Source organism: Limnoglobus roseus (assembly GCF_008254045.1).
GTDB classification, from domain to species: domain Bacteria; phylum Planctomycetota; class Planctomycetia; order Gemmatales; family Gemmataceae; genus Limnoglobus; species Limnoglobus roseus.
Genome location: NZ_CP042425.1, coordinates 1,415,859 through 1,431,118, shown reverse-complemented (window position 1 = coordinate 1,431,118; position 15,260 = coordinate 1,415,859). Strand labels below are relative to the sequence as shown.

Here is a 15,260-nt window from a genome sequence, read left to right as displayed (position 1 = left end):
TCGCAAAGCGAGTGCCCCGAACGGATGAATCCCGGATCGCGTTCCCGCTTCCGGTCTACTTCGGCCGTTTGACCTTCGGGTTCATGCGGCTCACGTTAATCTCGACCGTCGCGGGCTTCTCGACCGCCTCGACCGTGACCGGACTCGACCCGTCCGAGTTCTGATCGGCTTTCTTAATCGAATAGACGGTGTACTCGCCGGGCGGCACGTCCTTGAAGGTGAACGCCCCGGCGCTGTCCGTGGTCGTCTTCTTCACTTCCTTGCCGGCCGCGTCGCTGAGGACCACCGGCAGGTCGGGTTGCGATAACCGCCCGCCCCAGACGACCGTGCCCTTGATCGTGCCGGTCGTCCGCTTTGGTTTTTCTTTCTCCTTCTCGGCTTCCTTCTTCTCCGGGTCACGGACGTACAAGGTGTCCTCCACCGGCGTGCTCATGCCGACGCCGTTGACGAACAGTGCCCCGACGCGAACCTCGCCGCGGGTTTCGGGCAGGCGGATCGGGTCCTTTGCCCGCCACGTTCCTTCCACGATGCCCGCCTTGTCGTCCTTCGGCACTCTCACCCCGCGGACGACCTTGCTACCGGGGGCCGGCTTGCCGTCCGCACCGGGGGCGTCGCCCATGTAGAAGTACACCTCGGCGACGTCCGACTCCGCGTCGCGGCCGACCGCCTTCAGCGGCAGGTCGGTGCCCGTGATCGTCTTCTCCTTCGCGGGCAGGTCGATGAGTTGGGTGTCGATCGGGGCGGTGCGGTCGATCAGCAGTTCGCGGGTCTCCTCGCCGGACTTCTCCGTGCCGCGCTGCACGCGGAAGGTGCGGCGGCCGGCGATGTTCTTCGTCTCGTAGTCGATTGCCCAGTCGGTGACCACGGGCGTGAACTGGACGGCGTCGTTCTCCCCGCCGACCTTCACGTAGACGTCGTTCCGGCGCGGCGTGGGGTACGTTCGCAGGTCGTCCCAGGTGTTCTTGACCACCCGCTCGACGCTCAGGACGGTCGGGTCGGTGGTGATGATGTTGTCGGCCTCGACCGTCACGCGGACCGGCTTGCCCGGCACTTGCGCCGTGCTGGAGAGCTTCACGTTGGCGAACGGGCCGGAGTACAAGGTCGGCCGGCCGTCGAAGTTCGTCTCGATGATGAACGCGCGGTCGTACCCGTCCACGCTCACCGCCACCTTCACCTTGGAGTCCGCCTTGCCCTTGTACTTCACCCCTTCGGCGAACAGCGTGGCCTCGCCGCCGACGGGCAGGTCCGCCTCGAACGTGCCTTGTGATAGGGTGGCGGGGTCGAGGACGGCGTTTTCCTTCAGGTCGGGCCGAAGGTCGAGTCGCACCTTCGCCGGCCGGTCGGAGAACAGGGGCACGTCGGTGGGCTTGTTGAACCGCACCGTCACGAACAGCGTGCCGGGGCTGGGGCACTTGATCTCGACGGGGTCGAAGATCGGCTTCTGCGGCGGGTTGACCGAGAGCGAAACGGTCTTTTCGACGACCTTCTTGGCGTCCGCCGCGGCGTCGTTCTCGGCCTTTTCCGCCGGTTCGACGCGGAGCACGAGCGTGCGGTCGGCGAGTTTCTGCCCGGGCGGATCGGTCGCCGGGGCCGCCTTGTCGGCCGGAGCCGGGGTGGACACGACCGCGACGGGGGCGGCCGGGGTACCCTTGCCGGCGAGGGCTACCCGCACGAGACGCTCGCCGGGCACGGTGACGGGGGTCGCGGTCCGGGCGAGTTCGCCGCCCGCCTTCGTCCCGGCCGAGAGGACCACGTTCACGGTCTTTTCGTCTTTGGTCGGGTTGTAGACGAAGACGTAGGAGAACTGCTCGACGTTGGGCCGGAAGCCGAGGGTCGCGGGCCGCGTCAGGCCGACGGCGGGCAACTTGTCGGCGTCCAGAGTCGCCAGCGGGCTGAAGAAGGCGAAGGGCTTGGTCTCGTCGTCGTCGGCGGCTCCGCCGCGCGAGCCGACCGCGAGAACCGCGCAGGCCAGCAGAACTGAGCGAATCCTCATGATGTCACATCCTTTCAGAAAGTGGGCCGTGTTCCTCTCCCATCATTGTGCGCTAGCGCCGTGCCGGCGGGCGGAGTTGTGGGTCGGCTTCTGTTTACCGGGCGGCGGCGGTCGATCCGCCGGCGCGGGCCTTAGCTATTTTCCGGTGCGGTCGTTCTGCCACGCTCGGAACGCCTTGTCGTCGAGGCGGTGCCGGTTCGCCACGGCGACCCGCCAATCCGCTACGTCCGGCTTATCGGGACTCGCCGGCGCGGCCCCTACCGGATGGACGCGGGCGAGGCGTTCGAGGGCGTCCCAGTCGGCCCCTCGGGCCAGTTCCCCCATCCGCGCCTTGAGCGTGTCCTCGGCCCACGCCCGCCGCAGGTCGGTCGCGAAGGCCGGCCACCGCTCGTCGGATGCCCGCAGGTCGGTCAGGTCGGCCCGCAGTTTCGCGGCCGCGGGGTGGCCGCCGAGTTCGAGCAGACCGACGGCCACCCGTGCCCGTCGGTCGCGGCCGTTCGGCGGCGCGAGGGGAAGGGCGGGGGCCTTCGTGAGCGCGCGGCTGGTGTTCTCCATCAGGTCGCCGTCGGCGCGGGTCGCCAGGTGCAACCGCTCGCCGATCTGCCCGACGGCGTCCCACACCTTGCCCCGGTCGGCCCCGACGAGCAGTGATGTTTCGAGGATGGCGAAGTAGTGCCGAAGGTCCGCCGGCCGCGCGGCCCCGGCACCGTCCAGCAGCGATTTCACGGCCGCCGCGTCGAACCGCTTCAGGATCGCGGCCGTGGCATCTACGGTGGCCTTCGTCCGCACGATCAGGTCGGCCGAATTCCAGTCGGCGGGCGGTCGGCGGTACACGGCGTCGGCCAACTGCGTCGCCCGGTCCGCCAACTCAATCCACTCCTTCGCGGGCGGCCAGTCGTACTCGGCCACGGCCCAGGCCGTGCCGGTGCAGACGCGGACGGCCTCGTCCGCGGCGGTCCGGGCGGCCGCCAGCGCGACCCGTTGCTTCGCGACGTCCTTGAACCGCTCGGCGACGGCGGCGAGGGCGTCTTCCGCGGGCCGCATCTTGGTGGACGAATCCGCCTGTCGGAAGAGTTGATCGGCGGACCGCTTCTGTTGGTCGGCGGCCCGGACCGCGGCGGCCACCCAGCCGAAGTCGTCCGCCCCCGGCTTCAGGGCGGCGGCGGTTTCGACCTCGGCCCGCAGGAACTCGCTAGCCGCCCGCCGACCGGCCGCGGTGTCGAACAGCGACGAATCGACGCCGACGAGCCGCTTCAGCGCGGCGGACTCCGCGAACGGCTCCGACTCGTTCCGGAGGACTGCGGTTATCGCGTTGGCGACGAAGACGACGTGCCGCCGCTGGGGTTGGGGGTACTCCCGGATCAGCCAGTCCCAGACGATCTTCGCGGCTGCCGGGGCGGGCAGTTTCTCCGCGAGTTGGTAGAAGTCCGCCTTGCGGGCCGCGACCTCTTTCTCGTCGATCTTGCCCTTCGATTCCGGCACCGCGACCTGGGCATAGGCCCGCAGGGCGGCGAGCACGGGTGCCGCCGGGTCGGTCGGTGGCGTGCCGCTCGCCGGGGGCAGGGCGACGGCCGCCAGCGCCCGATAGCCCGGTGATTCCGTCGGCCGGGTCGCGGTCGCCACTTCCGCCCACCAGGTGTTCGCATCGACCGCCGCGTTCGCCGCCCGCGGGTCGCCGGCTGCGTAAATTTGCTCCGCACGAACCGCCGCCGCCGCCCACCGGGCGATCTGCGGCCCCGCGCGGCGGACGGCGTCGGGCGTCAGGTCGCCGAGTTGCTTCCACGCGTCGACAGTGCCGGCCTTCGCGAACTCGCTTTTCCGCGGCGGGGTCGCGTCCTCGGTCACGGGGGCCGGTGCGTCGAGGACCAGGTCGAAGTCGGCGAAGTCGGGCGGTTCGAACAGCCGCGGCTCTTGCGGCAGGTCGAGGTTCTGTCTCGCCCACCGGCCGACGCGGAGCTTGACGAACTCCGCCAACTCGCGGACCTTCACCCGGTTGTCCGGCTCGGTCTTGGTGTACCCGTCGGCCGCTCCGCGGAGGCCCTCGGCCACGTAGAACGCGAACGCCGACGCGCCGACCTGCGGGATGACGGAGCTTTGCTGGAATGCCGAACATGAGACCAGCACGGGGCAGGGCAGGTCGGGCCGTTTCTGGGTGAGCCAGTTAAACAGCGTCGGCGTCACGTCGTCTTCCAGCACGCCCTGGAAGGCGTTGGTCCGCGGCCGACCGAGGTCCAGGAGGAGCAGTTTCTTCGGCGTGGGGCAATCGGCCATCGCCTTCAGGACGCGGTCGAGGGGCACCCACGTCGTGGGGTCGGTGGCGCTCGCCTTTACCGGCAGCACGTACACCTGGCCGTTGGCGACGGCCGCGTGGCCGACGACGTGGAAGACGAACGGCCGCCCCTTCTCCAGCGTCCGGCGGTCCTCGTCGCCCCAGTCGGCCCGGAGCTTCCCGGTGCCGATGGCCTGGAGCTTGCCTTCGAAGTTTTCCTGCGTGTTGTAGGCGTTCTCGGCGTTGCCGGGGAAACAGTCGACAAGCAGCTTCGCGTCCTCGGCGGCCCACGCGACCGGCGGCAGGGCCGGGTCGTCGTACAGCGGCAGCGGCAGCGACACGAGGTAGGTGGTGGCCGGCGGCGATGGCAGCATGAGGATGCCGACCAGCGCGCCGAACACCAGCACGATCAGGAGCGCGCCGAACACCAGCGCCTTGTTGCGGCCGACCGGGGCCGGCCCGCCGGCCGCCATCCACATCGGCGGCGTGCCGGCCGGCCGCGACGCGGGCTTCGGCGGCGGGTTGTCGGCAGGGTCGGCCATGCGAGCCTCAAGGGTACGGGCGAAGGGTCAAAGCGAACCTACCGCGACCCGGCCGACGGTTCGAGCTTCGGCTCGATCCGCTCCAGGTCCCGCTCCGTGTTCGTCGGGTTCCTCAGTTCGATCTGCAATTGCGGCTGGCCCGCCGCGATCACGTCCGTCACCGAGACGAGGCTGATTTCCAACTCGGGGAACTGCCGGATCGCGTCCTCGCTCGTCGGGCCGAACACGGCGGTGTAGCCGGCGACGTTCGGCCGGAGCGGCTCCGGGTCGTCCCGGTCGTAGAAGTAGCGGTGTTCCTTCACGGCCACGTCCAACTGCGGCACCCGCATCTGGAACCGGCGGCCCTTCGGGTCGTTCACGCGGACCACCAGGCACTTCTGTGGCCCGGCGGCCGCGTCGGCCGGCAACCGCGGGTTCACCGAGGGGTCGGGCACGAACGAGACGGTTTCGAGCGACACGCGAACCGTGACTTCCGCAGCCGCAGGCCGCGTCACGCCGGCCCGCAGGTCGGCGACATTGACCCGGACGGGCTGGGGGGTGAACAGCGGCGCGTCGCCGTAGGTCGGCCACCCGCGGAGGAGGTACCGCGGCTCGACGGCCCCGGCCCCGTGGTCGCCGACGACCCGCCAGCACGGGGCGGGGAAGCCTTCCAGGTTGTGGACCATGACCGTGCCGGGGAACTTCTCTCCGTTCGCGCCGGCGGCGCGGGCGAGTTCCCACCAGACGAACCGGGGGCGAATCTGGCGGAGGTCGTCGGTGAGGTCCACCTCCGTCCCCCGCTTCTCTTCCAGGGCGGCCGTCGTCAGGAGGTAGTTCCAGTTCGCGTTCCGCGAGGCCACTTCCGGGACCGACAGGTACCAGTCGCCGTTCGCGTCGTCCGCCCGCCCGGCCTTCCGCAGATCGACCACGTCGCGGTAGTACAGTTCGCGGCGGAACCGCACCTGCCCTCCGGCCGCCTTGTCCAGTCGCACGCACACCGCGTCGCCGGGGGTGAACGACATCGCCTGCTTCGAGCGGAAGTATTTCAGGTCGTACAGGTCCGGCTGGACGAAGCCCCACCACCGGAGTTCGCCGTCGGTTTGCTCTGTGCGGTTGGTCGGCAGGCCGCTGCGGGGGATGTACGTGGGCCGGCCCCGGTCCGACGGGATCGCGGTGCCGTTCTTCATCAACAGTCGCGGCTTGGGCCGCAGGGCGGCTTCGAGTTCTTGCCGAAGGGCGACCGGGTCGGCGGCACGGTACACCCGGCCGGGGGTCTCCCACTGCTCGACCGGCTTGAACATCTCCTCGCCGAGTGCTTCCTCGAAGGCGTCGGTCCCGAAGATGACCATGTGAATCGCCACGTCGTCCCGCTTGAGGGCTTCGAGGTCTTTCCCGACGGCCTTGACGAGCGCCTTCCGCTGGTCGGGGGTCATATCCTTGGCGGCCACGACGCCGCCGGCCAGCTCTTTCGGGGTGAACACCTTCGGCTGGTGGGTTGTGTCGGCCCCGTCGGTGAGGACGATGACCGTCTTGACGCCCCGGTAGTCGGCCGGGATGTCGGCGATGGCGTCCCGCAGCGTCGGCACCAGCGGCGTGGCCCCCTTCGCGGGGATCGCCGTAATCTTGTCGATGATGCCGTTCGGCCCGCCCAGCACGTCGCGGAAGTTCTCCCGGCCGAACGTGCCGGGGTAGACGAGCGTACTCTTCCGGTCGGTGAAGTCCGGGTTGTCGTGGAACACGCGGGTGGTCAGTTCGGTCCCCCGGGGCAAGTCCCCGAGCAGGCCGGTGAGCATGTCCACGATCACCTTCTTCTTCGACTGGCCGGGCGTCTTCCAGGGGTCGCCCATGCTCCCGGAGAAGTCTAGGAGGATGCTCACCGCGCCGGGGTCGAAGTTCTTGTCGGCCCGCACGGCCAAGACGGCCCCGCGACTAGGGCGGACCTCCGAAACGACCAGGTCGGGACGGCGGTTGATCCGCACCTCGGTCGATTGGCTCAGCGTGCCCCGCTGTCCGCGGAAGTACCCGCCGGCCACCACGGTCGCCGGCTTGACCACCACGGCGGCGGCCTCGATCTGCGGCCCGGCCCGGACCACGACGGGGAACCCGCCGTCGGCCGGCCGGGAGAGGTCGATGAGTTGCCGCGACGGGCCGTCCACGGTCAAGAGGCCCGGATCGGTCGATTGCCAGAGTAGCACCGCCTCGCCGGGAATCTCGTAGGCGGTCGCCTTGCCGCCGTCGTCGGGCGTCCGGTACGGCATCGGCTCAAGGCGGTACCGCAGGGTGCGGTCCGCCTCGGTCGTCCACCGAATCAGCGTGTCGCCGTCGATCCGCTCCAACCGCAGCGGCTTCGCCAGGGCGAGGCGGGCGGCCTTCGCCGCGTCCTCGGTCTTCCCACGGCGGGCCTCGGGCAGCACCTGGGCAATCTTGTCGGCGTCGGCGAGCAGGGCCGGGGCGACGATCGTGCTGAAGTACGGCTGGCCGTTCGGGCCGTACCAGTGATCGAGCGCGACGCGGGCGGCCTGCCCTTCGAGCATGTCCTTCCAGCGCGCCTGGGCGTTCACCGCGGCCGGCTCGAACCCACTCATCTGGCCCGGGGAGACCGCGAGGCGGCTGAACAACTCGGCCTGCGCCCACTCGGGCGAGCCGCCGGCCGGATACCGACTGAAGTCCCCCAGCCGGCGGCGGTGGGCGGCCAGAGTCGCCCCCAGGGCGGCCGCCCGTTCCGACAAGTCCTTCAGTTTCGCTTCCAGGGTCGCTTCAACCGCGCCCAGGTCTTTCTGCGTCTGCGTCCACCGCGTCCACTCGCCGCCGAGTGAGTAAGCGGCCGCCTTCGCCCGGCGGACGATCTTCTCGTCGGCGGCCGGGGGGGCACCGGCGACCGCGGTTTCGTTTTTGGTGAAGATCTGCGAAATCTGGCGGGACCGCTGAACCAGCCGTCCCCGGTCCTCGGCGGACAGCAACGGCGGGGGCATCCGCAGCACGTACTCGATCGCCTGCCAGTTCGTTTGCGAGTCGGCCGTGTACGCCTCCTTCGCTACCCGGGCGACGTGTTTTTGCAGTTCGTCGAACTTCGCGGTCACGGCCGTCGCCTTGTTCGTCAGGGCGGTCGGGTCGAACGGTCGGTCGAGGCGGTCGGCCAGTTCGAGCGTCTCGGCCCAGAGGGCGCGCAGGGTCTCGTTCGCCTGGGCCATGCCCGGCCCCTTGTCGTCGGTCTCGGTCAGCCAGCGGGCCAGGAACGGCAGGTCGGCCAGCACTCGGTCGCGCACCCGGAGCGGGCCTTGCAACTGCCCGGCGGTTTCGAACGCGGCCTTGTACTTCGCCCCGGCCTGGTTGAACTCGACGGTCGCCGTCTCCGCCCGGTCGGCCGGGCCGAGCATTCGGTCCTCGCCGCGCCGCCGGGCGGCGTCGCCCTCTTGAACGGTCTTGCTCACGTCCGGCCAGACGCGCTCGCTGTACGGCAGGCCGGGGTCGCCGGGCCGCACGCCGAGGGCGGCCTGTTCGGCCAGTTGCCGCGTTTGCACGGCGGGCTTCCACGTGGTCCGCAACGGGTCGTCCTTCTCGGCCTGGAGCACGTCCTTCACGTAGTGGTGGAGCATGATCGGCAGGTGAAGGTCGACCGGCACGGGGGAGTCGCCGAGGGCTGTTTTGACTTGCTTCGCGGCGTCGGCCAGGGCTGCGGCCGTCGGCCCGTCGGCAGTCGCCGGTGGGGTCCGGCCGGCACTCACGGCAAGCTGCTGGAGGTACACCGTCGCGTCGAGTCGCAAGTCGAGGCCGCGCTCGATGTCCCCGCGGGCCTTGTCCATCGCCCCCTTCAGTGCGCGAGCCCCGACGGCTTCACCCGCCAGGGTCGCGTACTCGTACCGGAGCAACAACTCCCGGTATCGCCGCCACGCGGCCGGCGTGTACGTCGCCGGGGTGGGCCGGCGGTTCGCGAGGGCGGTCGCCGTCTGCCACTCGCCCTTCAACTCGTTCATCGGGAGTGGAGCCGGGGGGGAAATCTCGTCGAGCGACGCCCCCCCGCTTCCGGGCTTGAAAAATTTCTGCTTCGCGAACTGGGTCTTGCGGGTCTCGTTGGCGTTCCACTCGTCCGCCGGTGGGATCAGTTGCGGGGCCTGCGGCGTCGGCCGGTTGTTCTTCGACCACTGCTCGACCTGTCTGTGGAGCGATTCGAAGAGTTCGTCCGCCCGGAAGGCGGTCATGTTCTCGTTGCCCGCCCCTTCGGCGAGGGTCTTCATCAGGTGGTACGAGAGGACCGTCATGCCGAGGTCGGGGGAGTCCCACGCCCGCTGCCCCTCGTCGGCGGCGAGGACCACGGCCAGGGTCGGGTTCTTCGCGATCCGCTCGGCGAGTTTCTTCTTCACCGCCCGCGAGAAGTCGGCCGACACCTCGCCGATGTTCGGGTCGGGCAAGCCGCGGCCGACGTCGAGGACCAGGAGTTTTCGCTTCTTTGCGGCCCGCTCCTCCAGTTTGTCGAGGACGGTCGCTAGGGGCACCGCCGGGCGGTCGGCGTCGACGGGGAGGCCGGCCTTGCGGTCCGGGTCGCGGCCAACGTAAAGGATAGGATCACCGGCCCGGTCAACGCCGCCGTGGAGGCCGATGTAAATGATGACCGGGTCGATGCTGGAATCTTTGCCGACCTGATCGGCCCAGTCGTCGATCTGGTCGTCGAGCCAGAACGGTTTGTCGCCAAGGGCTTTCGGCGTGTTGTCGTCACGGGCGACGCCCTGCGCCCACTTGAGGAGCCGTTGTGCGCTGAGCCAGCCGTAGGGGTCGTAGGGCACGTCGAGGCGGGCGATGCCCTTGTCGGCGTCGTAGTTCGGGTCGGCCGCGATGGTAATGAGGCCCGGCCGCTTGCCGGCGGTGAGGAGGAGGATCAGCCAGATGATGCCGCCCACGGCCGCCATCCCGCCGAGGCCGAGGAAGATCATCTTCGCTCGCCGCTTCCCCTCCGTCCCGTCTCCCTGCGGGTCTTCCTCTTTCCACCCAAGTTTTTTGCCCGCCCGCGGTTTCGCCCCGGCCCTCCCGCGCCAGTCGGGTTCATTGTTCGTGGCCATTCTGGGACCTCGGGATACGCCGGCGACCGGACAAGGATTGACTATAACCGATGGGATTACGAATCTCAACAACCCTCAGATTACGGGAATACCGTCCGGTTGCCCCCTTTCTCTCGACGCCCCACGTTGAAGCCGTGGCCACTCCCCTGCGATTGCCGAAATCGCTTGCCGCCCCGGAGCGTCGATTGCGACGGGGGGAGTTGGGGTGTTCGCTGTGGTAGGGGAAGGCTGTTGTGCCCCTCGCACCCTCCTGCGGCCGGCCTTGTGGTCATGTTAAATTGTGACGATTGCGCCAACTTCGCCTGTTATCGCAGATGTATGTCTCAAGATGATTAAGCCGTCCGGACGATGTCTAGGGGGACCGCCGGGCTCTGCAAATGACCCGCGCGAAATCCTATTCAAGAAGGCTCGGACCGCCCGCGCAGGGTCGTTCGTCGTTCGGGGGCCAAAGTTATGCGGACATCCCTCCGTGGTTGGTTGGCATCCGTGGGGCTGGGGATCGGCACCGGGCTGACGGCACACGCGCAACTGCCCGCGATCCCGGGGCCAGTACCGCCGGCTCAGTCCCCGTTAGGAGCCGTTCCGCCCCCGATTGCGGCGGTTCCGGCCAAGCTCCCGGACGTGCCCAATCCAATGCCGTCAGTCGTCAAGCCGGGTGAGGGGCCGGTCCGCGAACTCGCCCCGTTACCGATGACCCCGACGCCGAACGCCAACCTCTTGCCGGCGATGCCGGCGGAACTCGCCCCGCCGTCGGCTTCACATACGCTCGGGTGTTCGACGTGCGGCGACGTGAACCCGACGTGTGCCGACCCCGGTTGTGCGGGGGGCATGCCCCTCGGGCCGAAGGAACCGGTCTGGATGAGCTACAGTGCCCTGTTGCTCTGGTTCCAACCGCAGCGGTTCACGTTCCCGCTGGCCGTCGGCGGGGCCCCCGGACAGCCCACCCGGACGTTGCTCGACGGCCGGGATGAACTGGGGCAGTTCCTCGGCATGAAGATCGACAGCGGCCTGTGGTTGAACAAGGACCACACGATCGGGGCGGGGATCGACGGGTTCATCACCGAACACCGGTCGAGTTTCCAGACGATCACCGGCGGACCGGGGAGTATCACGATCCAGCGGCCGTTCTTCGATGTGGTCAACGGCGCGCAGGCCACGCTGACGGCGGCGAACGCCGACCCGGCGAACGGCCTGCCCGCGTTTGCCGGGTCGATGGCCACGGCCACGACCGCCCGCCTCGCGAGTCTCGGCGGGAGCCTCCACCGGAACGTCGCGTACTCGGACGTGTGGCAGGTCGACCTGATGTACGGCTTCCGATACTACGACCTCGACGAGTCGCTGAGCGTGTACCAGCGGTCGGTCTTGCCGACCGACATCACGCGCGGCGGGGTGACGGTTTTCCCGGCCGGCTCGGCCGCGCTGCTGCGGGACCGGGTGTACACTCGCAACCAGTTCTACGGCGGGGAAATTGGCACCCGGATCGAGTGGAAGCACCGCCTCGGGTTCATCGCGTTCACGCCGAAACTGGCGTTCGGCTCGATGCACCAAGTCACGCAGATCGACGGCGACACGAAGGGCGAGGGCATGAACGCGCAGACGTTCCAGGGCGGTCTGTTAGCCGCTGGTACGAACGGCGACGGCAACCTCGGCCGGTACCAGCGGAACCGCTTCACCGTGGCCACCGACATCGGCTCGCAAGTCGGCGTTAACATCACGAAGAACACGCAGTTGGTCCTCGGCTACCAGTTCTACTACCTGGCGAACGTGGCCCGCCCGATCCAGCAACTCGACTCGGCGATCAACACCCGCGTCGTGCCGATCAGCCCGTCCTTCGGGGCGCTCACCGGCATCCGGTCGCCGAACGTTACCTTCGACCGCGAGGGCTTCTACGCCCACGGCGTGTCGGTCGCGTGGCGGGCGATCTACTGACCCCCCGCTGCCGATGAAATCTTCGACCGCCCGGCGAAACCGTTCGCCGGGCGGTTCGCTTTTTCCGCTAGGATTTAACAACGCGCGGCCCGCCCGTGTCGACTTTTAGAAGCTCTCAGTAGCAAAATTCGCACCCGTGTCCTAATCTTTCATCTTCACCCGAAGTCTCGCCACCCCATCTTCTCGGGCCAAAGGGGTGCGGAAATTGGCGTTCCCGACTTTTGCGACCTAAACTCCCTTCGACCGCGGCTTGGCCCGAGATGGCGGGACGGGAATTCATGATCGGACGGATGTTTTTAGGACGGTACGAAGCACAGAAACTGCTCGGCGAAGGCGGCATGGGCAAGGTCTACCTTGCCCGGCAGACCGACCTGAACCGGACCGTTGTCGTCAAGATCATGCACGACCACGTCGCCAGCGACCCCAAATTCCGCGAGCGGTTCCAGCGCGAAACGCTCGTCATGGCCCGCTTCCAGCACCCCAACGCCGTAACCCTCTACGACGCCAGCATGACCGACGAGTACGGGTCGTGCATCGTCATGGAGTACGTCAAGGGCGTCAACCTCGAAAGCCTCCTCCAGAAGAACAGCCGCCTTTCCTTCGGTCGCGTGTCCCGGGTGGTGTCGCAGTTGTGCGACGTGCTGCAAGCCGCCCACGAGCAGGGGATCATCCACCGCGACTTGAAGCCCGCGAACATCATGATCTCCGAGCCGGACACCCCGAAGGAGCGGGTGAAGGTCATGGACTTCGGCCTCGCGAAGCTCATCGACGACGCGGCCCTGAAGCAAGTCACCGACACGGCCGTCGACTTCGCCGTCGGCACGCCGGGGTACATCGCCCCGGAGCAAGTCCGCGGCGAGATGATGGACCACCGCGGCGACCTCTATTCCGTCGGCGTGATGCTCTTCGAACTGCTGACCGGCCGGCTGCCGTTCCAGGGGGCGACGAGCATGGACGTGCTGCTCGCCCACGCCACCGAAGACCCGCCGAAGTTCTCGGAACTCGGCCTCGGCCGGATCGCGCCGCGGGCGGTGGAAGACGTGATCCGCTGGTGCCTGGCGAAAGACCCGGCCGCCCGCCCGCAGAACGCCCGCGACTTGGCGGAGGCGTTCGCGAAGGCGGTGTCCGGCGGCAGCCCGGCCGATTCGGGGCTTCCCCAACTCAGTCGCATGCCGGTCCCGGAACCAGAGTCCGAGCCGATCGCGCTGGTCGCCACCGGCAGTCCGCGGGTCATGGTGGCCTTGCAAGCCGACGTGCGCGACCTGACCCCGGCCCCCGGCGTGATGCTCGCCCCGGCCACGATCCCCCTTTCGAACACGCCGGCGGCGGCCCCGAAGCAGAAGAAGACGCCGACGCCGACGGCCGCGCCGGTGCCGACCGCGGGCACGCTGCCGTTCCAACTCGACGCCTGGATGCCGGAGTCGATCGCGGTAATGAAACTCCGCGGGTTCGTACACGACACGGGCGGGGCGGTGCTGGATTGTCAGCCGGGTCTGATCCGCGTGCGGCTCGAAAAGATCGGCGTGAAGGCCGCCGGCGGCAAGCTCGCGTGGCTGGGCCTCGGCCGCAAGACCGACGGCCCGGTGGAAATGGTGCTGCACATGCAGCGCGTGAACCCGCAGAAGGAACCGAACCGCCTGTCGATCCACGTCCTCTTCCGCCCGCTGCAAGCCACCCTCCTCGGCGACGATGCCTGGCGGCAGTGTTGCTCCGAACTCTTCGTGAAACTGCGGGCGTACCTGATGGGGTGAGGCCGGGCTTACCCGCCGAATTCTTGCTTCAGTCGCTTGCGAACCTGATCGCGGAGTTTGGCCCACTCGTCGGCAGAGCGTTTGTTGTCATCCTCGATCTTCAAGTCGTAGAACCCTGCGATTTCCACCGTCACAAAGTTTCGCACCTCGATCTTGCGGTACGGGAACCCCGCTCCGGGGCCGTCGAACCGTTGATCCATCTTTTCGTCGCGGACGGTTTCGTCGTCAAGGTATTGGGCGAGTAATCGCAGCCGTGATCCGCGGTGCCGTTTGTCGGTCGAATCCGTGAGGCCCTTCAGCATTTCCATCTTGAGGCCCAGGGAAGATCGAGCGATGACCTTCTCTAGCACCGGCCAGATGCGAGGGTCATCCGTTTCCACGGCGAGTTTGGTGAATTCGGCTTCGCGACACCACCAATACTTTTCGGTAACGTCCGTCGGTAGGTGTTCCAGCGTGTCGAGAAGTATAGTTGTGAACACCTTGTTGTCGAGCTTGGCGAGATGGTACAGGCCGATGTAGCGGGTGCGGAGGTCGCGGTGATCGGCCGCGAGCCTGAACAAGTTTTGCTTCTCGGCGTCCGTCATTTTCGATCGAGAGATAATCTCGGCGAGGTCCCAGATATGTAGATCAGCCCGCTTCTCCAGAACCGTTTGATAGAGCGTAACGATCTGCTTCGGATACTTGATTTCTAAGACTAGTAATGCGTGGTCGTTAATCCTGACGCGGCCGTCGTTACGTTTTGGCGGAAAGACCCTTGAGAGCAGGTACGATTCCTCGCCGGCCTTTTTTGCCCCTGCCCACCACTTCTCGGCCGCGGCTTTCTTAATGGGCCAACCTTGTTGCCGTGGCAGCCACCCTTTCCCAATATCTTTGCCCCCGTCACCGCGTTCTAACTCCTCCGCGGCAAGATTCTCGATCAGGTCGCCGATTCTGTCTTTGACGCGCAGATTCCAGGATCGGAAGTTGTTGAACCCTCCCGACATACTCCTGGTCAGCCGATCATCGTCTAAGTGATCGATCAGAGTAGGTACAGCATCAAATCCTAGGACTGCAATCTTGGCGAAAGCATTTGACCGCTCGTGGGGGCTCAAGAAACCACTCCCCGTGTCCGTCGGATCGTCAACCAAGTCGTCAATCAGGGCTTCGACGCTCCCCGGCTTCGACGTGCTAGGCACGAGTGCGAGTTCCAGCGAGTGGAGCAAGGCGCGATTGGCCTCGGTATCGAAATCCTTGTCGCGGGCGATCAAGCCCTTCAGGCGCTTGAAGACAGTCGTTCGGTCGATCTTGGGCACTGTGATCTGATCCACCCAGTACGACCACGCGATGTCGAGGAGTTGTTTTTGAGGCGTCTGTTCTGCTTCCTTCTGGCTTCGCTCGAACAAGAATGCGGCGAGTTTATCCCACCCACAGATCTGACACTGGACGGCGTAGATCAGGTCGTGTGTTTCGTTGGATCGAAGCTCTTTCATCGCCTCCACTGCCGGTTTGATCGCCTGGAAACGATACTTACCCGCCGGGTCCGTCGCCGTCCCAATTAAAAGCACAGTCCCCTGAGTCTTGCTTGCCGGGGCAATCTCGAACGCCAGAGAGAAGTAATTGGGAAGTCGGTCCAGGTTCTCATCGACCCCCGCCCACCCCGTGTCGTACTTGACCAGCTTCGCCCCCGTCGTGGGCAATGGCAGACCGAGGGCGGTGTACTCCTTCAACAGTGCGGGCAGGTCGGGAACCGGGTCGGCCGCCGAC

Annotated in this window: 6 protein-coding genes; 2 read left to right on the top strand and 4 right to left on the bottom strand. The window is 67.5% G+C overall.

The window, feature by feature from the left end:
* Positions 1-55: 55 nt before the first annotated feature.
* The 3 genes from PX52LOC_RS05765 to PX52LOC_RS05755 all read right to left on the bottom strand — a co-directional run bounded on the left by PX52LOC_RS05765 (position 56) and on the right by PX52LOC_RS05755 (position 9,837).
* Positions 56-1,993 (bottom strand): SpaA isopeptide-forming pilin-related protein, encoded by a 1,938-nt coding sequence (locus PX52LOC_RS05765; protein WP_149109197.1) that lies wholly within the window; start codon positions 1,991-1,993, stop codon positions 56-58.
* Positions 1,994-2,128: 135 nt separating this feature from the next.
* The gene (locus tag PX52LOC_RS05760; protein WP_149109196.1) at positions 2,129-4,804 is read right to left on the bottom strand and encodes a hypothetical protein; all 2,676 of its coding nucleotides are present in this window, start codon (positions 4,802-4,804) and stop codon (positions 2,129-2,131) included.
* 38 nt (positions 4,805-4,842) lie between these two features.
* Entirely contained in the window at positions 4,843-9,837 is a 4,995-nt protein-coding gene (locus tag PX52LOC_RS05755; RefSeq protein WP_149109195.1) for a vWA domain-containing protein, read from the bottom strand.
* Positions 9,838-10,470: 633 nt separating this feature from the next.
* On the opposite strand from PX52LOC_RS05755, the gene PX52LOC_RS05750 reads away from it, so the two are divergent.
* Together PX52LOC_RS05750 and PX52LOC_RS05745 are read left to right on the top strand one after the other, a co-directional pair.
* Positions 10,471-11,766: a BBP7 family outer membrane beta-barrel protein gene (locus PX52LOC_RS05750; RefSeq protein ID WP_168218829.1), complete on the top strand. Its 1,296-nt coding sequence runs from the start codon at positions 10,471-10,473 to the stop codon at positions 11,764-11,766.
* 278 nt (positions 11,767-12,044) lie between these two features.
* Entirely contained in the window at positions 12,045-13,517 is a 1,473-nt protein-coding gene (locus tag PX52LOC_RS05745) for a serine/threonine protein kinase (RefSeq protein ID WP_168218828.1), read from the top strand.
* Between the two features lie 8 nt (positions 13,518-13,525).
* On the opposite strand, the gene PX52LOC_RS05740 is transcribed toward PX52LOC_RS05745, so the two are convergent.
* On the bottom strand, positions 13,526-15,193 hold the full coding sequence (locus tag PX52LOC_RS05740) for a hypothetical protein (RefSeq protein WP_149109192.1): 1,668 nt from the start codon (positions 15,191-15,193) through the stop codon (positions 13,526-13,528).
* Between the last annotated feature and the right edge of the window lie 67 nt (positions 15,194-15,260).